The sequence below is a fragment of the Luteipulveratus halotolerans genome (assembly GCF_001247745.1).
GTDB lineage: Bacteria > Actinomycetota > Actinomycetes > Actinomycetales > Dermatophilaceae > Luteipulveratus > Luteipulveratus halotolerans.
In genome coordinates this window covers 23,951-47,520 of record NZ_LAIR01000002.1, presented here as the reverse complement: position 1 = coordinate 47,520, position 23,570 = coordinate 23,951, and the positions used below count along the sequence as shown (strand labels likewise).

Annotated in this window: 25 protein-coding genes and 1 tRNA gene; 5 read left to right on the top strand and 21 right to left on the bottom strand. The window is 69.5% G+C overall.

Annotation, left to right across the window (positions count from 1 at the left end):
* Positions 1-14: 14 nt before the first annotated feature.
* The 9 genes from VV01_RS00625 to dcd form a co-directional block, all read right to left on the bottom strand.
* Positions 15-2,036 (bottom strand): ABC transporter ATP-binding protein, encoded by a 2,022-nt coding sequence (locus VV01_RS00625; RefSeq protein ID WP_050668197.1) that lies wholly within the window; start codon positions 2,034-2,036, stop codon positions 15-17.
* Positions 2,033-3,766: an ABC transporter ATP-binding protein gene (locus VV01_RS00620; protein ID WP_050668196.1), complete on the bottom strand. Its 1,734-nt coding sequence runs from the start codon at positions 3,764-3,766 to the stop codon at positions 2,033-2,035. Before VV01_RS00620 ends, VV01_RS00625 begins: the two co-directional genes overlap by 4 nt.
* Before the next feature lie 103 nt (positions 3,767-3,869).
* Positions 3,870-4,487 carry a TetR/AcrR family transcriptional regulator gene (locus VV01_RS00615; RefSeq protein ID WP_050668195.1) on the bottom strand — a complete coding sequence of 206 codons (618 nt, stop codon included), beginning with the start codon at positions 4,485-4,487 and terminating at the stop codon, positions 3,870-3,872.
* A 340-nt stretch (positions 4,488-4,827) separates the two neighbouring features.
* Positions 4,828-5,757 (bottom strand): ABC transporter substrate-binding protein, encoded by a 930-nt coding sequence (locus VV01_RS00610; protein WP_050668194.1) that lies wholly within the window; start codon positions 5,755-5,757, stop codon positions 4,828-4,830.
* A gap of 32 nt (positions 5,758-5,789) precedes the next feature.
* Complete coding sequence (locus VV01_RS00605) at positions 5,790-6,557, bottom strand: ABC transporter permease (protein ID WP_082221139.1); 768 nt, start codon at positions 6,555-6,557, stop codon at positions 5,790-5,792.
* A complete protein-coding gene (locus VV01_RS00600; RefSeq protein WP_050668193.1) occupies positions 6,554-7,201 on the bottom strand; it encodes an ABC transporter permease in 648 nt (215 codons plus the stop codon). The genes VV01_RS00605 and VV01_RS00600 overlap by 4 nt, the downstream gene beginning before the upstream one ends.
* Before the next feature lie 2 nt (positions 7,202-7,203).
* Entirely contained in the window at positions 7,204-8,352 is a 1,149-nt protein-coding gene (locus tag VV01_RS00595) for an ABC transporter ATP-binding protein (protein ID WP_050668192.1), read from the bottom strand.
* Positions 8,353-8,400: 48 nt separating this feature from the next.
* Entirely contained in the window at positions 8,401-9,039 is a 639-nt protein-coding gene (locus VV01_RS00590; protein ID WP_050668191.1) for an alpha/beta hydrolase, read from the bottom strand.
* Between the two features lie 2 nt (positions 9,040-9,041).
* On the bottom strand, positions 9,042-9,617 hold the full coding sequence (dcd, locus tag VV01_RS00585) for a dCTP deaminase (protein WP_050671636.1): 576 nt from the start codon (positions 9,615-9,617) through the stop codon (positions 9,042-9,044).
* Between the two features lie 71 nt (positions 9,618-9,688).
* Between dcd and VV01_RS00580 the strand changes: the two genes are divergently transcribed.
* A tRNA-Gly gene (locus VV01_RS00580) sits at positions 9,689-9,762 on the top strand.
* Positions 9,763-9,822: 60 nt separating this feature from the next.
* On the opposite strand, the gene VV01_RS00575 is transcribed toward VV01_RS00580, so the two are convergent.
* Positions 9,823-10,614 carry a hypothetical protein gene (locus VV01_RS00575; protein WP_157508679.1) on the bottom strand — a complete coding sequence of 264 codons (792 nt, stop codon included), beginning with the start codon at positions 10,612-10,614 and terminating at the stop codon, positions 9,823-9,825.
* Positions 10,615-10,825: 211 nt separating this feature from the next.
* On the opposite strand from VV01_RS00575, the gene VV01_RS00565 reads away from it, so the two are divergent.
* Both VV01_RS00565 and VV01_RS23105 read left to right on the top strand, forming a co-directional pair.
* On the top strand, positions 10,826-11,197 hold the full coding sequence (locus VV01_RS00565; protein WP_157508678.1) for a hypothetical protein: 372 nt from the start codon (positions 10,826-10,828) through the stop codon (positions 11,195-11,197).
* Complete coding sequence (locus VV01_RS23105) at positions 11,197-11,361, top strand: hypothetical protein (RefSeq protein ID WP_157508677.1); 165 nt, start codon at positions 11,197-11,199, stop codon at positions 11,359-11,361. Before VV01_RS00565 ends, VV01_RS23105 begins: the two co-directional genes overlap by 1 nt.
* Here the strand turns inward: VV01_RS23105 and VV01_RS00560 are convergent, their stop codons facing one another.
* From VV01_RS00560 to VV01_RS00550, 3 genes are all read right to left on the bottom strand, one after another.
* The gene (locus VV01_RS00560; protein ID WP_050668187.1) at positions 11,362-11,988 is read right to left on the bottom strand and encodes a superoxide dismutase; all 627 of its coding nucleotides are present in this window, start codon (positions 11,986-11,988) and stop codon (positions 11,362-11,364) included.
* Between the two features lie 72 nt (positions 11,989-12,060).
* Positions 12,061-13,530 (bottom strand): glycosyltransferase family 39 protein, encoded by a 1,470-nt coding sequence (locus tag VV01_RS00555; protein WP_050668186.1) that lies wholly within the window; start codon positions 13,528-13,530, stop codon positions 12,061-12,063.
* The gene (locus tag VV01_RS00550) at positions 13,508-13,996 is read right to left on the bottom strand and encodes a Fur family transcriptional regulator (protein WP_050668185.1); all 489 of its coding nucleotides are present in this window, start codon (positions 13,994-13,996) and stop codon (positions 13,508-13,510) included. Before VV01_RS00550 ends, VV01_RS00555 begins: the two co-directional genes overlap by 23 nt.
* Positions 13,997-14,084: 88 nt before the next feature.
* Between VV01_RS00550 and VV01_RS00545 the strand changes: the two genes are divergently transcribed.
* Positions 14,085-14,651, top strand: coding sequence for a GNAT family N-acetyltransferase (locus tag VV01_RS00545; RefSeq protein ID WP_050668184.1), 567 nt, complete (start codon positions 14,085-14,087; stop codon positions 14,649-14,651).
* Between the two features lie 61 nt (positions 14,652-14,712).
* Positions 14,713-15,234, top strand: coding sequence for a GNAT family N-acetyltransferase (locus VV01_RS00540; RefSeq protein ID WP_050668183.1), 522 nt, complete (start codon positions 14,713-14,715; stop codon positions 15,232-15,234).
* On the opposite strand, the gene VV01_RS00535 is transcribed toward VV01_RS00540, so the two are convergent.
* From VV01_RS00535 to VV01_RS00500, 8 genes are all read right to left on the bottom strand, one after another.
* On the bottom strand, positions 15,216-15,995 hold the full coding sequence (locus VV01_RS00535; RefSeq protein WP_050668182.1) for an SDR family NAD(P)-dependent oxidoreductase: 780 nt from the start codon (positions 15,993-15,995) through the stop codon (positions 15,216-15,218). The two genes, VV01_RS00540 and VV01_RS00535, sit on opposite strands and share 19 nt — an antisense overlap.
* Before the next feature lie 233 nt (positions 15,996-16,228).
* Complete coding sequence (locus VV01_RS00530) at positions 16,229-17,278, bottom strand: P1 family peptidase (protein ID WP_050668181.1); 1,050 nt, start codon at positions 17,276-17,278, stop codon at positions 16,229-16,231.
* A gap of 184 nt (positions 17,279-17,462) precedes the next feature.
* Complete coding sequence (locus VV01_RS00525; protein WP_231635121.1) at positions 17,463-18,341, bottom strand: ATP-binding cassette domain-containing protein; 879 nt, start codon at positions 18,339-18,341, stop codon at positions 17,463-17,465.
* The gene (locus VV01_RS00520) at positions 18,338-19,306 is read right to left on the bottom strand and encodes an ABC transporter ATP-binding protein (protein WP_050668180.1); all 969 of its coding nucleotides are present in this window, start codon (positions 19,304-19,306) and stop codon (positions 18,338-18,340) included. The genes VV01_RS00525 and VV01_RS00520 overlap by 4 nt, the downstream gene beginning before the upstream one ends.
* Entirely contained in the window at positions 19,303-20,136 is an 834-nt protein-coding gene (locus tag VV01_RS00515) for an ABC transporter permease (protein ID WP_050668179.1), read from the bottom strand. The genes VV01_RS00520 and VV01_RS00515 overlap by 4 nt, the downstream gene beginning before the upstream one ends.
* Entirely contained in the window at positions 20,133-21,080 is a 948-nt protein-coding gene (locus tag VV01_RS00510) for an ABC transporter permease (RefSeq protein WP_050668178.1), read from the bottom strand. Before VV01_RS00510 ends, VV01_RS00515 begins: the two co-directional genes overlap by 4 nt.
* Before the next feature lie 7 nt (positions 21,081-21,087).
* Entirely contained in the window at positions 21,088-22,626 is a 1,539-nt protein-coding gene (locus tag VV01_RS00505; protein WP_050668177.1) for an ABC transporter substrate-binding protein, read from the bottom strand.
* A 190-nt stretch (positions 22,627-22,816) separates the two neighbouring features.
* Positions 22,817-23,503: an ImmA/IrrE family metallo-endopeptidase gene (locus VV01_RS00500; protein ID WP_050668176.1), complete on the bottom strand. Its 687-nt coding sequence runs from the start codon at positions 23,501-23,503 to the stop codon at positions 22,817-22,819.
* Positions 23,504-23,570 lie beyond the last annotated feature (67 nt).

The following is a 23,570-nucleotide window of genomic DNA, read 5'->3' as shown; positions in this document are numbered from 1 at the left end:
TCACGTGCGAGGCGTCACGGCGCGGCGACGCCGGCCGCGTCCTCCTCGTCGACGTCGACGACAGCGCCACGGAACTGCGCCATGTAGAGGCGGTAGTACGCACCCTCGGCCGCGATCAGCTGGGCATGGCTGCCCTGCTCGACGATGTGTCCGTCCTCCATGACCAGGATCGTGTCGGCGTCACGGATCGTCGACAGGCGGTGCGCGATCACGAAGCTCGTGCGGTCCGAACGCAGTGCCGCCATGGCGTGCTGGAGCAGCACCTCGGTGCGGGTGTCGACCGAGCTGGTCGCCTCATCGAGCACGAGCATCGCCGGGTCGGCGAGGAAGGCCCGCGCGATCGTGATGAGCTGGCGCTCACCGACCGACACGTTGTTGCCCTCCTCGTCGACGACGGTGTCGTAGCCGTCCGGAAGCGAGTGCACGAACCTGTCGACGAACGTCGCCCGAGCCGCCTCCTGGATCTGCTCCTCGGTGGCGTCGAGGTTGCCGTACGCGATGTTGTCGCGGATCGTGCCGCCGAACAGCCAGGTGTCCTGCAGCACCATGCCGATGCGGTCGCGCAGCTCGGCCCGCGGCACCGAGCGAATATCCGTGCCATCCAACGTGATTCGGCCGCCGTCGAGCTCGTAGAAGCGCATCAGCAGGTTGACCAGCGTCGTCTTGCCGGCGCCCGTCGGACCCACGATCGCCACCGTCTGCCCCGGCTCGGCGACCAGGTCGAGGTGCTCGATCAGGGGCGTGTCGGCGTACCCGAAGCTCACGTCCTCGAACGCCACCCGTCCGCGCGTATGCGGCAGGTGCCCGTCCGCATCAGCCGACTGCTCCGGCGCGTCCAGCAGCTCGAAGACCCGCTCGGCCGAGGCGACGCCCGACTGCAGCAGGTTGGCCATCGACGCCAGCTGGGCGAGCGGCTGGGTGAACTGGCGGGAGTACTGCACGAACGCCGTCACACCACCGATCGTCATCGAGCCGCTCGCGACCCGCAGCCCGCCGACGACACAGACGATGACGTAGGTGAGGTTCCCGACGAACATCATGATCGGCATCATCAGACCGGAGATGAACTGCGCCTTGTGGCTGACCGAGCGCAGCTGCTCGTTCTTGGCGTCGAACCGCTCCTCGACCTCACGACGTCGACCGAACACCGTCACCAGCTCGTGCCCGGTGAAGGTCTCCTCGATCTGGCCGTTGAGCTCGCCGGTGTGGCTCCACTGGGCCACGAACTGCTTCTGCGACCGCTTCATGATCTGGCCGGTCACCATCATGGCCAGCGGGATCGACACGACCGCGAAGATCGTGAGCAGCGGCGACACCGTCAGCATCATCACGAGCACGCCGACCACCGTGAGCAGCGAGAACAGCAGCTGGCTCAACGTCTGCGTGAGCGACTGGCCGATGTTGTCGATGTCGTTGGTGACTCGCGACAGCAGCTCACCGCGCGGCTGCTGGTCGAAATAGCTCAGCGGCAGCCGATGGATCTTGGCCTCGACGTCGTCGCGCAGCCGACGCACCGTCGCCTGGACGGCGTCGTTGAGCAGCCAGCTCTGGGCGTACTGGAAGACCGACGCCAGCGCGAACAGTGTCAGCACGATCAGCAGGATCTTGCCGACGGCGCCGAAGTCGATGCCCTGCCCGGGCACCAGGTCGTCCATCGCCGACACCATGTCGGCGAACGTGCCCTGCCCGCTGTCCCGCAGACCGTCGACGACCTGGTCCTTGCTCTGACCGTCCGGCAGCTCCTGGCCGATCGCGCCGGCGAAGATCTTGTCGACGGCATGACCGGTGATGCGCGGACCGATCACGTTGAGCACGACCGCGGTCACCGTCAGCGCCAGCACCGCGACCATGCGCACCATCTGCGGGCGCAGCAGACCGATGAGCCTCTTGGCGGACGGCTTGAAGTTCATCGACTTGTCGGTCGGCCCCATCGCGGCCATCGGGCCGCCGCCGATCCGCGTCGTACGACGAGGGGTCGCCATCGTCTTGACCGCGCCCTTGTCGTCGGCGGGCGCTTCCTTCGTCTCGTCACTCATGCCGCACTCTCCTGAGCCGCCTGCGACTCGACGATCTCCTGATAGGTCTCGCAGGTGTCGAGCAGCTCGTCGTGGGTGCCCGAACCGACCACGAGGCCGTCGTCGAGCACAATGATTCGATCAGCACCGGTGATGGTCGAAACCCGTTGTGCGACAAGAAAAACCGTTGCATCACGGGTGTACGGCGCGAGCGCGCCCCGCAGCCGCGCGTCCGTCGCGAGGTCCAGCGCCGAGAACGAGTCGTCGAACAGGTAGATCGACGGCCGGGCGACGATGGCGCGCGCGATGCACAGGCGCTGCCGCTGACCGCCCGAGACGTTGGTGCCGCCCTGGGCGATCGTCGCCTCGAGACCACCATCCATCTTGGCGACGAAGTCCTTGGCCTGAGCGACCTCCAACGCCTCCCAGATCTCCTCGTCGGTGGCACTCGGATTGCCGTAGCGCAGGTTGCTCGCCACCGTGCCACTGAACAGGTAGGGCTTCTGCGGGACGATGCCGAGATGCCCCCAGAGCATCTCGGGATCGAGCTCGCGGACGTCCACCCCGTCGATCGTGACCCGACCATCGGTGGCGTCGAAAAGCCTTGCCACCAAAGAGATCAACGTCGTCTTGCCCGACCCGGTCGAACCGATGACGGCGACCGTCTGGCCCGGCTCGGCACGCAGCGACACGTCGCGCAGCACGGGCACATCCGCCCCCGGGTAGCGCATCGACACGTGGTCGAGCTCGACGACGCCGCGGACCTGCTCGACGCGTACGGGCTCGCGCGGCGGCACGACCGAGCTCTCGGTGTCGAGCACTCCCTGGATGCGCTCGGACGACACCGACGCGCGCGGGATCATCATCACCATGAAGGTCGCCATCATCACCGACATCAGGATCTGGATCAGATAGGTCATGTACGCCGTCAGCGAGCCGACCTGCATGTCACCGCTGCCGACCCGGTGACCGCCGAACCACAGGACCGCGACGGTGGAGGCGTTCATGACGAGCATGACGATCGGGAACATCGCGCCCATCAGCCGCATCACGCGCCGTGACACCTCGGTCAGCTCGGCGTTGGCGCCGGTGAACCGCGAGGTCTCGTACGGCTCGCGGACGAAGGCGCGGATGACGCGCACGCCCATCAGCTGCTCGCGCAGCACCCGGTTGACCTCGTCGAGCTTCTTCTGCATCGACCGGAAGCCGGGCACCATGCGCGAGACGATCAGGCCGATCGCGATCGCGAGCACCGGCACCGCCACGACCATCAGCCAGCTCAGCCCGACGTCCTCACGCAGGGCCATCACGACACCGCCGGCCATCATGATCGGTGCCGCAACCACCATGTTGCAGCCCATCAGCACGAGCATCTGCACCTGCTGGACGTCGTTGGTGGAGCGCGTGATCAGCGACGGCGCGCCGAACTCGTTGACCTCACGGCCGGAGAACCGGCCGACGGTGCGGAAGATCGCCGCTCGTACGTCGCGGCCGAATCCCGTTGCGGTGAAAGCGCCGACGTAGGTCGCAGCGCCCGCAGCGAGCACCTGGACGAACGACACCGCGAGCATGATCAGACCGGTGTGCCAGATGTAGTCGGTGTCACCGCGGGACAGTCCTTTGTCGATGATCGCGGCGTTGAGGCTGGGCAGGTACAACGAGGCCGCCACGCTCACCAGCTGGAGCGCGATGAGGGCAGCCAGCCATCCGCCGTACGCCTGGAGGCGTTCGCGGAGGAGCTTCACAAGCACGAGGAGTCCTTCGTGGTCGAGGAGATGGGGGTGCGGTGGGCCGCCGAGGGCCGAAGAGCGGGCTCGACGCTAGACGTTGAACCCTGCGTGAGGTCAACCGAATTCACGGCGCCCCCTCGCTGTCGCGGTCGATCAGCACGCCGCCGAGGACGATGTCGACGATCTCGTCCGGCTTGAGCAGCGTGCCGTGGGTGATCTCGGGGTGGCTCCCCGAGAAGGTCAGCAGTCGCAGGTAGGTGACGAGCTGTTCGGGCGCGACGCGGAACCGGTCGGCGTCGGGTCGGACGAGGTCGACGATGTCGGTGCTCAGCGCCTGGTGCCTCTCAGGTGTTCGGCTGCGGTTGAGGTGCTCCGACGGCGGCGCCGTCATCCCGAGAGCGGCCATCAGACCGAACACCGCGCTGAACCGCTCCTGCAGCAGTGCGACGAGGGCGATCAGCCGCTCCCGCAACGGCAGGTCGACGGTGATCTCGCACAGCGCCTGCTCGAGAGGCTCGGGGTCGAACGCGCGGGCGATGGCAGCGTCGAGCAGCTCGTCCTTGCTGGCGAACGCCCGGAAGATCGTGCCCTCCGCAACGCCGGCGGCCTCAGCGATCTGCCGCGTCGACGGCGTACGACCGTGCTCGCGGATCGCTGCGAGGGTCGCGTCGATCAGGGCGTTGCGCCGCTCGTGCGCCGGCAGCGGGCGGGCGCGAGCAGAGGTGCTGTCGGCGGAGGTCACGAGCGCGACGCTACATGAGTGAGCGCTCACTCATCCAGTCGTCGATGTGTGTGCACCGCAGGTCATGACAGATGTCACGGGTCCAGCCGTCCTCCCCCGGCACAAGGTGGCGAGCTGCACACGCATGGATGTCCGGCCGCTCAGCTTTCGCCGCACCTCGGCAAAGGTGGCGAGCTGCACATCCATACGTGTGCACCTGCCCAGCTTTTGCCGGTGGGCTCGTACGAATCTCGTCTGATCGGCAGTGCATGGACTGCCGGACAGACGGTTTTCGTACGAGGGCGCGGGCGTACGACGGCGCCCTCACCCCCGGGGCGAGGGTGAGGGCGTACGACGTGGGTCAGGCGAGGCCGTTCTGCTTCAGGAAGGTGGCCGCCACGGACTTGGCGTCCTTCTTGTCGACGACGACCTGCTTGAGCATCTGCGCGAGCACGGGTGTCGTCAGCTTGGTCGACACCGCGTTGAGGGTGACCTGCACCTTGGGTGTCGCGGCCTTCTTGGCGATCAGCGGTACGACGTTGTCGGAGCCGAACAGCTGCTTGTCGTCCTTGAGCACCACGAACCCGTTGGTCGTGATCGCCGGGTCGGTCGAGAAGATGTTGGCCGCCTGCGCCTGGCCGTTCTTGAGGGCCGACGCGATCGCCTGCGGGTTGCCGAGCGGCCGGAACGACTTGGGCGTGAGCTGGTAGGTCGACTTCAGGCCGACCAGGCCCTGCTCACGCGTGCGGAACTCGGCCGGCGCTGCGATGGTGACCTCGTTGGCGTGCTTGGCCAGGTCGGAGATCGTCTTGAGCTGCCACTTGTCGGCGACGTTCTTGGGGACGACGATCGCGTTGGAGTCCTCGGCCGCCGACTTCTGCAGCGCGAGCTGGTCACACGGCACGGTCGTGAGCAGCGCGGCGTAGATCTCGTCCGGGCCCTTGGCCTGCGCATCCTTGTCGAGGAAGGTCAGCAGCGAGTTGGTGTATTCGGGCACGATCTGGACCGAGCCGTCCGAGAGCGCCTTGAGGTAGGCCTCACGTGCGCCGATCGGGTCGGTCGTGGAGGCGTTGATGCCCTTGGCCTTCAGCGCGCCGGCGTAGACCTCGGCGATCAGGCTCGACTCGGGGAAGTCGGCGGAGCCGATCTTGATCGGGCCGTCCTTCGGCTTCTCGGAGCTGTCGCAGCTGCCTCCGCCACCGGACTCCAGCGCATCACCGGAGAGTCCGCAGCCGCTGAGCGCCAGCACGGTGACCGCGGCCGCCGCCACGAGGCTCGTCGTACGTCGCATGGTCCGGTTTCCTTGTCTGCGAAGGGAATTCATCAGCTGCTGCTCCCGGTGGCATGTGCGCCGGCCGCGCTCAGGCGAGTCGCCTCGTCCGCGCCACCGCGACGGCGCCGCGGCGTACGACCGGTGAGACCCGGCGAGACGACCGTGCGCTGGATCAGCGCGAGCAGCAGGTCGGCGAGCAGCGCGAGGGCAGCGACCAGCACCGAGCCGCCGATCATCTCGGGATAGATGCTGGAGGCGAGGCCGTCGCGCAGGAACGCTCCGAGCGCATCGAGCCCGACGAACGCCGCGATGGTGGCCGTCGCGATGACCTGCAGGGTGGCGCTGCGCAGACCCGAGAACATCAGCGGCAGTGCGCACGGCAGCTCGACCTTGCCGAACACCTGCATCCCGGACATGCCCATGCCCTTGGCGGCGTCGCGTGCGGCCGGGTCGGTCTCGCTCACACCGGAGTACGCACCCGCCAGCAACGGTGGGATCGCCAGGATCACGAGCACGGCGATGGCGGGCACGAGGAACCCCGCGTCGCCGTCACCCTTGAACTTGGGTGTCAGCCACATCGAGGCTGCGAAGAGCAGGCCCAGGCTCGGCACGGCTCGCAGCGAGTTGGCGATCGAGACGAGCCACTTGGCACGGCCGGTGTGCGCGATCCACGACCCCAGCGGGATCGCGATGATCAGGGCGATCAGCAGCACGAGCCCGGAGTACCAGACGTGCTCGACGATGCGGTGCCCGATGCCGTCCGGTCCCGACCAGTTGCTGCCGTCGGTGAGCCACTTCCAGGTGTCGGTGATGATCATGCGGTCCTCGCCCTCAGCCACGGCGTGAGCGCCCGCGCGATCAGCTGGATGACCAGGTCGAACAGCAGCGCGAGGATGACGCAGGCGCCGATGCCGACCCAGATCTCGGTCCAGTACTCACGTTTGTAGCCGTCGGTCAGGTAGTAGCCGAGCTGCGGGATGCCGAGCAGGGCGGCGACGCTGACGATGCTCACGTTGCTGACCGCTGCGACGCGCAGGCCGGAGGCGATGACCGGCACGGCCAGCGGCAGCTCGACGCCGAGGAACCGCTTGAGCGGTGGGTAGCCGATCGCGGTGGCCGCCTGCCGGGTCGACTCGGGCACGGCCTCGAGACCGTCAGTGACCGTGCGGACGAGCAGCGCCAGCGTGTAGAGCGTCATCGCCGCGATGACGTTGACGGGGTCGAGGATCTTGGTGCCGAGGAAGATCGGCATCACGACGAACAGCACGAGCGACGGGATCGTGTAGAGCAGCCCCGAGCCGGACAGCAGCACCGGCTTGAGCCAGCGCACCCGCTGCCCGAGCCAGCCCAGCGGCAGCGCGATCAGCAGCCCGATGATCAGCGGGATGCCGGCGAGCTGGGTGTGCTGCCAGGCCCGGTCGAGGATGTCGGACCAGTTGTCACCGATGTAGCTCCAGTCCACGGCTAGTCACCCGCGGCACTGGTGGGGGCGATGTCCTCGTCGTGCACCTCAGGCCGGTCGACCTCTTCGATCGCGTGCAGCACCTCGTGAGCGCGCACCGTGCCGACCAGGCGGCCGTCGTCGTCGACCAGGACGCCACGCCGGCTCGGCGAGGACAGCGCCGCGTCGAGCGAAGCCCGCAGCGGACCGCGAGCCCGGGCGACCGTGCCACCGCGGTGGAGCATCGACTGCTCGATGGGCGCCTCGATGCGGTGCGGCTCGACCCAGCCCTGCGGGCGGCCGTCGTCGACGACCAGCAGCCAGCCGTCGCGCGTGGCGGCCCGGGCCTGCTCGGGCGTCGTCCCGAGCGGCACGGTCGGCTCGTCGGCCAGGCGCAGGTCGGGCGCGTCGGTGAAGGCCAGGGCGCGGTAGCCGCGGTCACGCCCCACGAAGTCGGCCACGAAGTCGTCGATCGGGTGCGCCAGCAGATAGGACGGCTCGGCGATCTGGGCGAGCTTGCCACCGACCCGCAGCACCGCCACCTGGTCACCGAGCTTGATGGCCTCGTCGATGTCGTGCGTGACGAAGATGATCGTCTTGCCGATCTCGCTCTGCAGCCGCAGGAACTCGTCCTGCAGCTGGTCACGCACCACCGGGTCGACGGCGCTGAACGGCTCGTCCATCAGCATCACGGGCGGGTCGGCGGCGAGCGCACGAGCCACGCCCACGCGCTGCTGCTGACCGCCGGACAGCTGTGACGGGTAGCGGTCGGCGAAATCGCCTGGCAACCCGACGAGCTCGAGCACCTCGTGCGCGCGATCGCGCGCCTTGCGCTTGTCCCAGCCGTTGAGCAACGGCACCGTGGCGACGTTGTCGACGATCTTCTTGTGCGGGAACAGCCCGGCGTGCTGGATGACGTAGCCGATGCCTCGGCGCAGCTCGGAGGCGTTGACCGAGGTGACATCGCGGTCGTCGATGAGGATCTGACCGGAGGTCGGCTCGATCATGCGGTTGATCATGCGCAAGGACGTGGTCTTGCCACAGCCGGACGGACCGACGAACACCGTGATCTGCCCGGTCGGCGCCTCGAGTGACAGGTGGTCGACCGCGGTCGTCGACTCCCTGCCGCCAGCAGCCGGGTAGCTCTTGGTGACCTGCTCGAAGCGGATCATGCGTGCCAACCTAACGCCTGGGACCGACAGCCGGTGGGACTTCGTCCGTTATGCGACACCAAACACAGAGTTATCTCTGCGCAGCAGCATCTGCTCGGTGAACCGCGAAGCCAGCCGATGCCACTCCCCCGCCCGCCACAGCATCGCGTGCCAGCCCGCCATGTCGACGAACGTCGCGTCACCGCCTGCGGCCTGCACCCGGCGTACGAGAGCCTCGGACTTGTGCGGATCGGTGACGGTGTCCTGACGGCCGTGGACGACGAGCAGCGGTGTGCCCACGAACGTCTCACCGGCGTACTCCTGCGCCACCCACGGCGCGAGCGCGACCACGCTCGACACCTCGGGGTGGTCGGCGAGCTCGAGCGCCACGCGGCCGCCGAGCGAGTGGCCGATCACGCCGATCGGGAGGTCCGGGTACGCCGACCGCAGCCGCTCCAGCGCCCACGTCGCGTCGCGTACGGGTGAACGATCGTCGTCGTTGTAGCCGCGAACAGCGTTGCGCAGCAAGGCTGCTCCGACCCGACCGCGGCTGCGCGCCTCGACGTCGCGCGCGAACGGCAGCATCCGCAGCAACGCCGGCTCGAACCGCTTGACCGGCGTCTCGCTGCGCTCCTCGCCGCCGTGCAGCACCAGGGCGATGGCGCGCGGTCGTCGTACGCGCGGCATCTGCAGGTGCGGCGAGGCCACGGTCAGACCTGGGAGCGGTGGAAGCTCTGGAACGAACGGCTCGCGGTCGGGCCGCGCTGGCCCTGGTAGTGAGAGCCGTACTTCGCGCTGCCGTAAGGGTTCTCGGCCGGTGAGCTCAGCTGGAAGAAGCACAGCTGACCGATCTTCATGCCGGGCCAGAGCTTGATCGGCAGGGTCGCGACGTTGGACAGCTCGAGCGTGACGTGCCCCGAGAAGCCGGGGTCGACGAAGCCGGCGGTCGCGTGTGTCAGCAGGCCCAGTCGGCCGAGGCTCGACTTGCCCTCGACCCGCGCGGCGATGTCGTCGGGCAGCGTGACGGCCTCGAGCGTGGACCCCAGGACGAACTCGCCGGGGTGCAGCACGAACGGCTCACCGTCGGCGACCTCGAGCGGCCGCGTGAGCTCTTCCTGCTCCTCGGCCGGGTCGATGTAGGGGTACTTGTGGTTGTCGAACAGCCGGAAGAAACGGTCCATCCGGATGTCGATGCTGGAGGGCTGGATCATCGAGGCGTCGTAGGGGTCGAGCTGGACACGACCGGCCTCGATCTGCGCCAGGATGTCGCGGTCGGAGAGCAGCACGTCGGTCACGGTATCTCAGCGGCGACTTCTTGCCCCGAGAAGTGTCGGGTTAGACTCTCCGGGCACGCCTCGCGGGCGTAGTTCAATGGTAGAACATCAGCTTCCCAAGCTGAATACGCGAGTTCGATTCTCGTCGCCCGCTCCAGACACCGAGAAGCGCCGGGCCCCAACGGGTTCCGGCGCTTCTCGCATGTACGCCAGTCGCTCAGCCGGGCGTCACCGACCAGCTGCCGCGGGTGTGGATGATCATCATCGCGGGCAGGTGGATCTTGTCGATCTTGGCGCCCTTGCTGGCCTCGTCGGTGCCGAAGATCCGCATCTCCTGACCGACGTCGCCGCGGGCACGCACCGAGAACATGTCGCCAGCACCGGCCGGCGTGAAGTCGTACGTCAGCGACTTCGCCTTCGAGTCGAGGATGAAGACCTTCGACCCGGTGCCGGCGACCTTGCCCTTGCGTACCGGGCTGGTGCTCCAGTCCTTGACCGTGACACGCCATCGCCCCTGGGCGCTGACGATCAGCCGGGGGTGGGTGTCGTCCTTCTCGATCGAGGTGACGTACTGCCCGCGGACCGGCCCGGGCTGATCGGCCCAGTGGTCGATGCGGCCGGGCTCGGTGAGCATGACCGGCCCGTTGCAGCGCGAGCAGTCGAGGTCGACGACCACGCCGAACTGGCCCGCCTGCTGGACGTCGATCAGCTGGGCGCCCGTGCCGCTGAAAGTGCGGCTGCCTCCGCGCTTGAGCGTGCCGGTCTGCTTCTTCGGCGGCACGGCCACGGTCGTCGGCGACGGCGACTCGGTGGTCGGCGACGGCGACTCGCTCGTCGAAGGGGCCGCCGGGCTCTGCGTGCCCGCGGGTGGCGTCGTGGCCCCAGACGCGGACCCCGGCGGCGGTGCCGCCATCGGCGCGTCGGAGCCGGAGCAGCCCGCCAGCGCGAGGCCGAGTGCCAGGACCGCGGGCGCGGCCGATCGTCGTACGTCCCTGTTCCCCCACATCACGCCGGCACCCTAGCGACAGCCGGTCGGCCCTGCCCGCGCCGCCTGAAGGCGTACGCACCGGTCAGGGCGAGCACGACCGGACCCCAGAGCGCCATCGGGGCGAGGCACGCTGTGGTGAGCGCCTCCCAACCGGACCCGGCTCCCCCGCGCGAACGAGTCCGCGCAGTCGCGCGGGCCAATGGCGTCGGCGTACGCCGGTAGGTTCGCCGCCGTGGATGCGAGCGCATGGGTGTCGGCCGGAGCGGCCTTCGTCGGGGGCCTGGTCGGGGCCGGGCTGTCGGCGTGGGTCGCGCTGCGCGGTCAGCGGCAGACCGGTCGGGCGGAGTGGTACCGCCGGTTCGAGGCCGCGATCGAGCAGCTGACCGCACCGTCGCCCGAGCAGCACCGCATCGGCGAGGACATGCTGTCCGAGCTGGTCGACAGCGACCTCGGCACCCCTGAGGAGCGCGACCTGGCCAAACGGATCCTGCGCGGACAGCTGGAGCCCGACATCCGGAAGGTCGTGGCGTTCCTGCACGGTGCTTCGTTGGACCAGGTCCGGGTCGAGGAGGACAATGAGGACGAGCCGAAGGAGGAGCGCTGATGAGCAGCATCGCCGACAACCCCGGCCCCGTCGTGCGGGTGCGACCCGAAGCCGTGCGCATGGCGCGCGCCCTCGTACGCAGCGCCCTGCGCGACGGTGAGAAGGTCGACCCGATCGTCGAGAAGATCGCGCGCGCGGATCGGGCCGACCGCCCCGCTGACTGACTAGGCCGGCAGGATCAGACCGTTGGTCGCCTGACGCGCGCGGGTGAACCTGTCGATCACGTCCGCCCAGTTGACGATGTTCCACCACGCCTTGACGTAGTCGGGCTTGACGTTGCGGTACTGCAGGTAGAACGCGTGCTCCCACATGTCGAGCATGAGCAGCGGCGTGAGCCCGACGGGCAGGTTGCCCTGGTGGTCGTACAGCTGGCAGATCAGCAGCCGCTGACCGATCGAGTCCCAGGCGAGGATCGACCAGCCGGAGCCCTGGATGCCGAGCGCGTTGGCCTCGAAGTGCGCGCGGAACGCGTCGAACGACCCGAACTGGTCGTCGATCGCCTGCTGCAGCTCACCGTCGGGCTTGTCGCCGCCGTCGGGCGACATGTTGGGCCAGAACACCGAGTGGTTGACGTGACCGGCCAGGTTGAAGGCCAGGTTCTTCTCGAGCAGGTTGACCTTGCCGAGCTCGTCCTTGTCGCGCATCTCCTCCATCTGCTCGATGGCGGTGTTCGCACCCTTGACGTAGGTGTCGTGGTGCTTGGAGTGGTGCAGCTCCATGATCTCGCCGCTGATGTACGGCGCGAGGGCGCCGTAGTCGTAGGGGAGCTCGGGCAGCGTGTAGTCGGCCATGGGTCTCCTTCGCTGGTGGCTAGATGCGACTGAGTCGCATATGGCCACCGTACGACGGCCGCCCGCCTCCGGTCAGTCCAGGTGCCGTGCGCGTTGCCAGAGCTCGTCCCAGCCGACCCGCGGGTCTCGGCAGACGGCGACCGGCTCACCCTGCTCCTCGTTGTCGACGTCGACGCCGTTGTCGAGCCGGTCGACGACCTCGCATGATGCGAACTTCGTTCGCAGAGAGGGGAACTGGGCACCGACGACGACCACGACGCGGGTGTCCGGCGCCGGAGGTCGCTCGTCGGCGAGCGCGTTGTGCCCGCTCACGACGACGGCCCGCAGCTCTTCGGACCCGAACCTGTCGAGCGCACCTGCCTCGCCGTAGTTGCTGGCGAGCACCACGGCGCGAGCGCGGCCCGAGGGCGGCAGCGCGTCGTACGCCGTCTGCACCTGACGGACGTACGCCGGCCAGCCGACGGTGTCGCCGACGGTGGGGTTCATGGCCGTGACCGGCGTACGAGCGAGCACGCCGAGGGGCAGGACTGGCAACGAGATCGCAGCAGCCACAACGGAGTTCAGCGCCACGGCGGCGGCCCAACCCCGTGGACGGCCGACGCGGGCGCAGCCGATCGCGAGCACGGCGGCCAGCAGACCGACGTAGTAGTACGGCTGTGAACCCATGACCGCGGTCAGGACGACCGCCACCGGGAGCGCCACCGCGATGCCGCGCGCGGGCCGCAGGTCCGGGTGCTTCCACAGCGCGACCAGTCCGCGCCACCACAGCGGCACCAGCACCGGGCCGAGCAGAAGGAGGAGGTAGACCCAGGTCATCACCCGCACCTCGCCCGCGTTGTGCTCGGCGAGCGCACGACCGAACCTCACCTGCGGCCAGTCGTGGCCGGCCTGGTAGGCGAGGGTGGGCGCGGCGAGCACCGCAGCCACGGCCACGCCTCCCCAGAACCAGCGCGAGCGCAGCGGCGACCACTGCCGGCACACTGCCAGCCCGACCGCCGACGACAGCAGCAGCACCGCCACCAGCAGCTTGTTGGCCGTGGCCGCACCGACGACCGCCCCGACCGCGAGCCACCACCGGTCGTCGCGCAGCAACGCCCGCAGCACCAGCAGCACGACCACCGGCCAGACGAGCAGGTCCAGGGACGACGTCAGCAGCTGGTGCCCGTTCGACAGCGTGAACGGCGCGAACCCGAAGCCCCAGGCCGCGAGCCCCTGAGCGGCCCCGCCGCCACCGACCTCGCGGGCGATGGCAGCGACCACCAGCACGGCCGCGAGCACCGCTGCCATGGCCGGCAGCCGCAGCGCCCAGGGGTGATCGCTCAGGGCGGTGGTCGTGCGAGCCAGCCACGGCGTCACGAACGGCTGGTCGACATAGCCCCACGCCGGGCGCAGCATCCGGAAGTACAGCTCGTCACGGTGGTAGCCGTAACGCTCCGACGTGATCAGCAGGAGCACCGCGAGCGCAGCGACCGCCGACAGGACCGGCCCGTACGCGAACGCGGGACGGTCGACCGGTGGGTCAGTCGCCGCTGGAGCTCGCACAGTCGACGCACGTGCCGAGAAGGGCTGCGTGACACGGGTCGATCTCGAAACCCGTTGCGCTGCGTACGGACTCGCGTAGTGGCTCGAGGTCGGCAACGGGCAGGTCGAAGAACCGGTGGCAGTGCGTGCACTGCAGGTGGGCGTGCGACTGCCGGGCCTGCGGCGTCAGGTGGTAGATCGTGGCGCTGCCCGGCACGTGGGTGTGGGTGAGCACGCCCAGATCGGTGAGGGCCTGGAGCGAGCGGTAGACCGTCGCGCGGTGCACACCCGGGGTCGTCTCGGTGACCGCCGCGCAGATCGCCTCGGCGTCAAGATGTCCGTACGCCGCGTCGAGGGTCTCCAGGACCGCGCGCCGTCCGGGAGTGACGCGCTCGCCCTCCTCACGCAGCCGCCGCAGCGCCTCGTCGACACGCGACACCGGACGTGCGGCGACGCCGTCACGGGTCGGCTGGGTGGCGCGAGTCATACCCCCAGTCTGACGGCTCCTCGCGACCGTGCAAGCGCACCGGTGAATCTCGGATGCGCGGCGCGGGCACCAGGGCGACGATGGCGGCATGACCCGCCCTGTCCTGCGTACCACGCGTCTGCGTCTCGAACCGCTCGGCGACGAGCACCTCGACCACCTCGTCGAGCTGGACGGCGACCCCGAGGTGATGCGCTTCCTGACCGGCCGCGCTCGTACCCGCGCCCAGGTCGAGGCCCTGCAGCCCGCGCGTACGGACCCTGCCTTCGACCAGGCGGGCATCGGGTTCTGGGTCGGGTTCGACGGCGACATGTTCATCGGCTGGTGGCTGCTCACCACGCCGGACGGGCCGGAGTTCGGCGGGCCCGAGTCGGTCGAGATCGGCTACCGCCTGATGCGAGCGCAGTGGCGCCGGGGGTACGCCGCCGAAGGAGCCCGCGAGCTGCTGCGCTACGTCTTCGAGGACACGTCGTACACCCGGGTGTACGCCGACACGATGGCGGTCAACGTCGGCTCACGCGGCGTCATGGAGAAGATCGGGATGGCGTATGAACGCACCTACTACGCGACGTTCGAGCACCCCCTGCCGGGCACGGAGCAGGGCGAGGTGATCTACGCGATCACGCGCGAGGGCTGGACGGCGTCAAGATCGCGTTGACCCGCGTCAGGACCGCATCAACGTCGGCCGTCGCGGCACCCCCGAGGCGGACGCTGCAGGAGTGGACACACACATCGCTCTCACCACCGTGCCGGCGCTGCACACGCCCCGACTCGCTCTCGAACCCGCACCGGCCGAGCACCGCGCCGTCGCGGCGCACTCGTGCGTGACTGCCGGACTGGCACCTGCGCCGGGCCTCTCCGCCTGCCGTGGGTGCTGGACCGGGCACGACGCAGGCGGCGTCGTCGGCTGGTGGGCGCTCGCCACACCCGTGCTGCCCGACCAGGGTCCGCCCGGTGGCCAGGCCCAGCTGCTGTGCGAGGTCGCCCCGGGCCGACGTGGCCACGGGCTCGGCGGCGAGGGTGCCTGGGCGCTGCTGGAGCATGCGTTCGCGACCTTGCGACTGCTGCGTGTCTTCGCCGAGGCCGACGTCGACGACGAGCGTTCGCGCCGCTTCGCCGAACGGCTCGGGATGACGTACGTCCGGTCGTTCCACCGGTGCGTCGAGCGCGGCCGTGAGACGGCCTGTGTGGAGTACGCGCTCAGCTGGACCCGCTGGCAGGTTCAGGCCGGGGGCTCATAACGCCCGTCGATCGCTGTCCAGCCGCCGTCGACGAAGATCTGGGTGCCGGTGACGTACGACGCCGCATCGCTCGCGAGGTAGACCACCGCACCCGCGAGCTCCTCAGGCTTGGACCAGCGGCCGAGTGCCGACTTCTGGGCGTAGGCGTCGGCCCACTCCTGGTTGTCGAGGATCGGTTGGGTGAGCGGCGTCTCGACCACTCCGGGCGCGACCGCGTTGACGCGCACGCCCTGGGGGCCGAGCTCCGCCGCCGCCGTACGGACGACCTGCAGCAGCGCGGCTTTGGTTGCGGCATAAGCACTTTGGCCCGGCTCGACCGTGATCGACCGGATCGAGGTGAACGCGATGATGCTGCCGCTGCCGCGCTCGGCCATGCCCCGGCCGAACGCCTTGATCATCTCGAACGAGCTCTTCAGGTTCAGCCCGATGACCTTGTCGAAGTCCTCGGAGGTGTAGTCGAGCATGCGCTTGCGGACGTTGACCGCTGCCGTGAGGACGAGGACCTCGACCGGGTCGAGGTCGGTCACGGCGCGCGAGATCGACTGCGGATCAAGGACGTTCAGCTCGTACGCCCGCGCCTGGCCGCCGTCCGCGGTCACCTCGTCGGCGACCCGACTCGCTGAGTCGGCGTTGACATCGGCGACGACCACCTCAGCACCGTGAGCGGCGAGGCCACCGACGACCGCGTGCCCGATGCCGCCGGCACCGCCCACCACGAGCGCCTTGCGGCCGGTCAGGTCGAACATCGTCGCGTAGTCCATCGGACCTCCTCGTCGCGTGAGGCGGCCCGACCTCGTCGTCGAGCGCCGTCCGTGGCGATGCTAGCCCGGCCGGGCCTGTCCATCTCGTACGAATCTCGTCTGGTCGGCACTCCATGCACTGCCGGACAGACAGATTTCGCCGCACCCGCGTACGAATCTCGTCTGGTCGGCACTCCATGCACTGCCGGACAGACAGATTTCGCCGCGGGGAGGCGTGGGACCGGCCGCTGGGTTCAGGCGAAGGCGCTGGGGAAGGCCTCTCGGTAGGACCGCCACCGGATGCCTGCGGCCTCGACCGTCTCGGAGGCGAGCAGCGCGTGACCGATCGCCCGCGTGACGCAGTCGGCCGCCGCCTCGAGCAGACCGTGGAACGCCACCGGGTCGGGTGCATCACGCTCGCCGGTCGCCAGCGCGAACAGCGTGTCGCCGTCGAACATCGTGTGCACCGGCCGGACCGCTCGTGCCATGCCGTCGTGACCGACGCCGGCGACCTTCTGGCACTGCGCCTTGGTGAGCGTGGCGTCGGTCGCGATCACGCCGATGGTCGTCGCCATGCCGTAGCGCAGCCCCGACTGCAGAGCGCGCTCCTCGGCCCGCTCTACCGCTGTCGCGAGCTCGGCGGGATCGGGCCGCCGCAGGTGGTCGAACTCGCCCGGGAGACCGAACCGGCCGGCGTACAGCTCGCCTGTGCGTGGGTCGACGCACGACCCCATCGGGTTGGCGACGACGAGGGCCGCGACCGTCGTACCGTCAGCGAGCACGGCACTGGCGCTGCCGACGCCGCCCTTGAGCCCGCCGGCCTTGGCGCCCGTGCCGCCGCCGACGTTGCCCTGGGCCACCGCCTCGTCGGAGGCCGCGTCGTGGGCCGCCTCTCCCATCGCCGCGTCGGGTCGTCGGGTGAAGTCGCCGCCTCGTTTGAGGTCGAAGATGACCGCGGCCGGCACCAGGGGTACGACCTCGCCGGGCTCTCCCATCGACAGGCCGATCCCGTTGCGCCCCAACGTATCTGCCACACCGCTCGCGGCGGCCAGGCCGTAGGCGCTGCCGCCGGTGAGGACGACCGCGTGGACGCGCTCGACCATGTTGCGCGGGTCGAGCAGGTCGGTCTCACGGGTGCCAGGGCCGCCGCCACGGACGTCCACCCCCGCCACGGCGCCGTCGTCCGGTGCGAGCACGCAGGTGGTGCCGGTCAACCAGCCGTCGCCGATGCGCTGCGCGTGGCCGACGCGGATGCCGGCCACGTCGACCAGCGAGTTGGTCGGTCCGGCCACGACGTCGTTCACGCTCGACTCCTCAGACACGAATCTCGTCTGTCCGGCACTCCATGCACTGCCGGACAGTCAGCCCTTGGCGCGCCCTCGTACATGTCTCGTCTGGTCGGCGCTCCATGCACTGCCGGACAGACGGTTCTTGCCCGGGCTGCCCGGCGAAAGTTGGCCACGTGCACATGCATACCTGTGCAGCCCATCAACGTGTGCCGGGGATCTGATCGGGCGTGCCGGCGGCCGATTCACGTACGCCGGCGGCCAGGTCGGAGGCGGTCCGCCCGGCCAACGCCTCGTCGAGCCTCGGGATCGCGGCTACGAGTGACTGCGTGTAGGGGTGCTGGGGACATTCGTACACGTCGTCGGTCGACCCGAGCTCGACGACCTCTCCGGCCTGCATCACAGCCACCCGCTCACACACGTGGCGTACGACGGACAGGTCGTGCGAGACGAACACCAGTGTCAGGTCGAGACGTTCGACGACGTCGAGGATCAGGTTGAGCACCTGCGCCCGCACCGACACGTCGAGCGCACTGACCGGCTCGTCCGCGACGAGGATGCGCGGCTCGGGCGCCAGCGCCCGGGCGATCGAGATGCGCTGGCGCTGTCCGCCGGAGAACTGGTGTGGGTAGCGGTCGAGGGCGTCGGCGGACAGCCCGACCGACTCCAGGAGCGACACCAGCCGGGCCCGATCGTGCGACTTGCCTTGCGCGACAAGGGGTTCGGCGATGATGTCGCGCACTCGCATGCGTGGGTCGAGTGAGCTCATGGGGTCCTGGAGCACCAGCTGCATCTGGTCGCGCAGGAACCCGAGCCGCCCCTCACGCAGACCACTGATCTCACGTCCGTCGACCTGCACGCTGCCACTGGTGGGGCGGTCGAGGCCGGCGATGATGCGCAGCAGCGTCGACTTGCCGCAGCCGGACTCGCCGACGATGCCGAACCGTTCGCCGGCCGCGATGTCGAGCGTGACGCCGCGCAGCGCATGCACGACCGGGGCGGGGCGCACGAGTGACGTGCGCGGACGACGGAAGTCACGGCGTACGTCGCTCACCCGGATCATCGGCTGCGTCTCAGTCACGCGACCTCACCTCCGACGGGGTGCACACACGCATGGCCACACTCGGGGTCGGCGCCCACCCATGCCGGCAACGTTTCGCACGCGGAATCGGCTGCGGCACAACGACTTCGGAAGACACAGCCTGCCGGGAACGCGCCCGCCTGCGGCACCGACCCGGGGATCGTGAGCAACCGACCGTCGCGATCGACAGCGAGGTCGGACGCCGCGAGCAGGCCTGCGGTGTAGCGGTGCTGAGGTCGATGGAACACCTCGCGCACCGGGCCCGCCTCGACGATGCGCCCGCCGTACATCACGAGCACCCGGTCGCACACGGTCGCGACCACGCCGAGGTCGTGCGTGATGAACAGCATCGCCGCGTCACGCGCCGCAACACCGCGCGTGATCAGGTCGAGCACGAGCGCTTGAACCGTGACGTCGAGAGCGGTGGTCGGCTCGTCACAGATCAGCAGGGCCGGATCGTTGGCGAGCGCGATGGCGGTGACGACGCGCTGGCGCTGCCCGCCGGAGAGCTGGTGGGGGTACGAGCGTGCCGCCTCCGCAGGCGACGGCAGCCCCACGTCGTCGAGCAGCTCGACGGCAGCGGCGCGAGCGGCCTTGCGGTCAGGGCGGGTTCGGTGCAGCAGCATGGCCTCGGCGACCTGGTCGCCGACGCGCATCGTCGGGTTGAGCGCCGTCATGGGCTCCTGGAACACCATCGACATCTGCTGACCACGCAGCGGCGCCAGCCGGCGCTCCGCAGCGCCGACCAGCTCGTCCGACGCGCCGAGCCGCACCGACCCGCCGGCGTGCAGGCCCTCGGGCAGCAGCCCCATCAGCGCGAGCGCGGTCAGCGACTTGCCCGAACCCGACTCGCCGATCAGGCCCACCCGCTCACCCCGGCCGATCGTGAGGGTGACGTCCTGGACGAGCGGCGTGCCACCGGCGTACACCGACAGGTCGGTGGCGGTGAGGACATCGTCGGTCATGGCTTCACCACCGTCTCACGCTGCTGCAGCCGTGGATCGAGCATGTCGCGAAGCCCGTCACCGAACAGGTTGAAACCCAGCACGGCCAGGGCGATTGCGGCGCCGGGGACGATCGCGAGACGCGGCACCTGGGACAGGATCGACTGGTTCTCCTGGAGCATGCGCCCCCACGACGCGACGTCGGGCGGCGCTCCGACGCCGATGAACGACAACGCCGCCTCGGCGAGGATCGCGATGGCGAACGACACCGACGCCTGCACGATCACCAGGCTCATGACGTTGGGCAGCACGTGCCGCAGGCCGATCGCGAACGGGCGCCGCCCCGCCGCGCGGGCCGCGACGACGTACTCGGTCGACATCACCTGGAGGGCGCCGCTGCGCACCACGCGCGCGAACGCCGGCACGGTCGAGATGCCGATCGCGATCATCGCCGTGACGACACTGGAGCCGTAGACCGCGCGCATCATGATCGCGAGCAGCAGCGCCGGGAACGCGAGCACGAAGTCGCTGACCCGCATCAGCAGCTCGCCCAGCCAGCGCCAGCTCATGGCCGCGACCAGGCCGAAGGGTACGCCGATCAGCGCGGCGACCCCGACCGACACGATGCCGACGAGCAAGGTCGTACGCGCCCCGGCCATGATCTGCGACAGCACGTCACGGCCGAGCCGGTCGGCGCCGAGCCAGTGGTCGCCCGACGGCCCGGCCAAGCGGTCCTGCGGGACCACGAGACCGGGGTCGTACGGCGTCCAGACGAACGACACCAGCGCGATCAGGACGACGAGCGCCACGAGGGCGCCGCCGACGACGAGGCTGGGGTTGAGGCGTCTCATCGAGCACTCCTCAGCCGTGGGTCGATGACGAGGTAGAGCAGGTCGACCACGAAGTTGACGACGAGCACCGCAGCGACGAGCAGCATCACGATGTCCTGCACGAGGAGCAGGTCGCGCTGGCCGACGGCGTCGAGCAGGCCGGACCCGAGGCCGGGGATCACGAACACCCGCTCGATCACGACCGCGCCGACGAGCAGCGTCGACAGCTGCAGGCCCAGCACCGTCACGACCGGGATCGCGGCGTTGCGCAGCCCGTGGCGGACCAGCGCACGCATGGGCCGCAGCCCCTTGGCCCGCGCCTTGCGGATGTAGTCCTCACGCATCACGTCGAGCACGGCCGAACGGACGTAGCGCGCGAGCACCGCGCCCTGCACGACACCGAGCGACACGACCGGAAGGACGAGCTGCTTGAGGAACATCGCGGGGTCCTCGGCGGGCGGCGTCCAGCCGTTGGCGGGCAGCCACCCGAGGCGTACGGCGAACAGCGCGACCAGCAGCAGACCTGCGAGGAAGGCAGGCACCGCGACCCCGACCTGCGACAACGCCGACAGCACCACGCCGGAGACCTGGCGATGGCGTACGGCCATCAGCACACCGAGCGGCAGGGCGATCAGCAGCGCCAGGACCATCGAGGTGACCACCAGCCAGAGCGTGACCTGCAGCCGGTCGGCCACCTGCGGCGCGATCTGCGCCTGCGAGACGTACGACGTGCCCAGGTCGAAGTGCAGCAGCCCACCGACCCAGTCGAGGTACTGCGTGACCTTGGGGCGGTCGAGGCCGTAGCGGTGCTCGAGCTCGGCAACCGCCTGATCGGACGCGCCGACGCCGAGCGCGACCCGGGCCGGGCTGCCGGGCAGGACGGCCATGAACGCGAAGACCACGACCGAGCTGACCGCGAGGCTCGCGACCAGCACGGCGAGCCGGGTCAGGATGCGCAGGATCATGCGGTGGTCATGAGCGGCTGAGCGCGGCCAGGTCGAAGCCCTCGGTGATGGCGTTCTTGGGCAGGCCGGTGATGTCCTTGTCGGCGACCATCAGGTTGGGCAGCAGGAACAGGAAGTCGGCTGCGGCGTCGTCGGCCAGGAGGCGCGCGGCCTTCTTCATGTTGGCGGTCTGGTCGGCCTCGGTGCCGGTGTCAGCCGCGGTCAGCAACGGCTTGAGCGCCGGGTTGCTGTAGCGGGTGTAGTACGTGGGGTCGCCGAAAACCGTTGGCAGATCCCGGGGTTCGACGTGGCTGACCATCGACATGTCGTAGTCGGCGTTCTTGAACACCGTCGTCAGCCAGGCCGCTGGGAACTCCAGGGTGTCGAGCTGGACCTTGAACCCGACCTGCTCGAGCATGCTCTTGACGACAGTGCCGCACGCCGTGGCGTAGGGCAGGCTCGGGAGGCGCAGGCGGATCGTCGTACCGACCTTGCCCGACTCCTTGAGCAGGTTCTTGGCCTTGGCCTGGTCGTAGGGCGTGACCTTGGTGAGGTCCTCGTACCACGGGTCGGTGGGCGGCACCATCGACCCGATGAGCTTGCCCTTGCCGGCCCAGCACGTGTCGAGCAGCCCCTGGTGGTCGATGCCATGACGCACGGCCTGGCGAACTCGCTTGTCGTTGAACGGTGCTCGCGCGCTGTTCATCGACAGGACGACCTCACCGTTGGTGGTGCCCTCGATGACCTGATATTTGCTCGTGGGGAACTGCGACAGGGCCTCCGGCGCCTGCACCGTGCTGATGACGTCGATCGTGCCGGACAGCAGGGCGTTGTTGAGAGCGGTCGGGTCCTTGAAGTACTTCAGCGTGACGGTCTTGAAGTGCGGCTTGGCGCCCCAGTACTTCTCGTTGCGGGTCAGCACGATCGAGTCGCCGCGCTTCCACGTCGTGAACGTGTAGGGGCCCGAACCGACCGGCGTGGTCGCGAGGTTGCCGCCGGCCTTGGGGAACACCGCCCCGACACGGGTGGTCATGTCGAACAGCCAGCTGTTGCTCGGCTGCTTGAGCGTGACCTTGACCTGGGTCGGGCTCACCGCCGTGGCCGAGGCGACGGGGTCCATCTTGGCCTTGAGCCCGATCGTCCACTTCGTCTTGACGTCGGTGATCGACTGCACCACGTCGTCGGCGGTGACCTTGGCGCCCGTGCTGAACGTCGCCGCGGCCGGCAGGTCGAACGTGTAGGTCTTGCGGTCGGGGCTGACCGTCCACTTGGTCGCGAGGCCGGGGACGATCGTGCCGTCCTGGTCCTGCTTGACCAGCGTCTCGTAGATGTTGCCCAGCTCCGCCTGCGGGATCGCGGCACCGTCGTTGGTGGTGAAGTCGAGGCTCGCGGGCTCGGCGACCAGCCCGATGGTGACCTTGTTGTCGGTGGCACCGGTCGCGCCCGACGCGCCGCCTCCGCCCGTCGACCCGCCGCTGGTTCCCGATGAGCTCGAACCCGCCGAGCACGCTGCCAGCAGACTCACGCCCAGGCCCGCGGCCACGACTCGAGTACGACGAAGGGTCATCGACGCTCCTTGTGACAGGCGGTGCGCGCTCGCACCGGTTCGAGTGCCCAGCATGGCGTACGCCGGCCGGTCCCGCAGTCCCCGCCGTCACACCATCGGATCGGTGCTCCCGCGGCCACGTTCTTTCGCGACCGCATACGCCGCCCGGTCAGCGGGGCGGTCGCCGCGACGGCGCGTTGCTGAGGGAGACTCACGTGACGAGTCGGAGGTTGGGCGTCGCCGGCAGTGCGGACTGACCGATCCCATCGACCGCGACGGCCACCTGCCCGAGCGTGAGCCCGTGCAGCTCACGCAGCGTGATGCCGAGCGCACGGCACGCATCCACAACTGTCCCAGCGCGGTCAAGCGCGGGAAAGACCACATCGAACACCCGCGACCGCTCGCGTGCCATGCCTCCGGGTTCGCCGGAGCGAAAGCCGCGCTGCGCGAGATGGACGCAGTCTTGTCTGTACGCCCAGTCGGTGAGCCGGCCGATGTCGTGCAGCCGTCGCGTCATCGCCATCGCGGACACGCGATAGTGCGAGCGGAGCCGCAAGATCTCCGGGACCGCCGGCTCACGACCGGCGTGCGCCGCCAGAGCTTCGCGCGGCATCAGCAGCGCGGACGCGAACTCATCGGCCTCACGTTCCAGCGCTCGCGGATCGGCGCCGACCGCCACGCGCGAGTGCATGACCAAGTGTCCGAGCTCGTGCGCCAGGTCGAACCTGGACCGCTCGGCAGACTTGGCCGTCGACAGCAAGACGTAGGGCCGCTCGTCGTTCCACAGGCTGAACGCGTCGACCGCGTCGGCACCCGACGGCAGGCTCAGGACGCGTACGCCGTGCGCCTCGCTCAGCTGGACGAGGTTGGGCAGCGGCTCGTCGCCACGGCCCCACATCGCGGGTCTTCGATCTTGCGCGTGATAGCGGTCTGAGGGTGGGGCTCGTGGCCCTGCGGCAGGCTGG

Bases quoted from the DNA above. Each gene is read 5' to 3' on its own strand.
- VV01_RS00520 (WP_050668180.1), bottom strand. From the start codon at position 19,306: ATGACCGACGATGTCCTCACCGCCACCGACCTGTCGGTGTACGCCGGT.
- VV01_RS00545 (WP_050668184.1), top strand. From the start codon at position 14,085: ATGACCCGCCCTGTCCTGCGTACCACGCGTCTGCGTCTCGAACCGCTC.
- VV01_RS00610 (WP_050668194.1), bottom strand. From the start codon at position 5,757: ATGCGACGTACGACGAGCCTCGTGGCGGCGGCCGCGGTCACCGTGCTG.
- VV01_RS00625 (WP_050668197.1), bottom strand. From the start codon at position 2,036: ATGAGTGACGAGACGAAGGAAGCGCCCGCCGACGACAAGGGCGCGGTC.
- VV01_RS00505 (WP_050668177.1), bottom strand. From the start codon at position 22,626: ATGACCCTTCGTCGTACTCGAGTCGTGGCCGCGGGCCTGGGCGTGAGT.
- VV01_RS00595 (WP_050668192.1), bottom strand. From the start codon at position 8,352: ATGATCCGCTTCGAGCAGGTCACCAAGAGCTACCCGGCTGCTGGCGGC.
- VV01_RS00560 (WP_050668187.1), bottom strand. From the start codon at position 11,988: ATGGCCGACTACACGCTGCCCGAGCTCCCCTACGACTACGGCGCCCTC.
- VV01_RS00605 (WP_082221139.1), bottom strand. From the start codon at position 6,557: ATGATCATCACCGACACCTGGAAGTGGCTCACCGACGGCAGCAACTGG.
- VV01_RS00510 (WP_050668178.1), bottom strand. From the start codon at position 21,080: ATGATCCTGCGCATCCTGACCCGGCTCGCCGTGCTGGTCGCGAGCCTC.
- VV01_RS00500 (WP_050668176.1), bottom strand. From the start codon at position 23,503: ATGTGGGGCCGTGGCGACGAGCCGCTGCCCAACCTCGTCCAGCTGAGC.
- VV01_RS23105 (WP_157508677.1), top strand. From the start codon at position 11,197: ATGAGCAGCATCGCCGACAACCCCGGCCCCGTCGTGCGGGTGCGACCC.
- VV01_RS00550 (WP_050668185.1), bottom strand. From the start codon at position 13,996: ATGACTCGCGCCACCCAGCCGACCCGTGACGGCGTCGCCGCACGTCCG.
- VV01_RS00535 (WP_050668182.1), bottom strand. From the start codon at position 15,995: ATGGACTACGCGACGATGTTCGACCTGACCGGCCGCAAGGCGCTCGTG.
- VV01_RS00515 (WP_050668179.1), bottom strand. From the start codon at position 20,136: ATGAGACGCCTCAACCCCAGCCTCGTCGTCGGCGGCGCCCTCGTGGCG.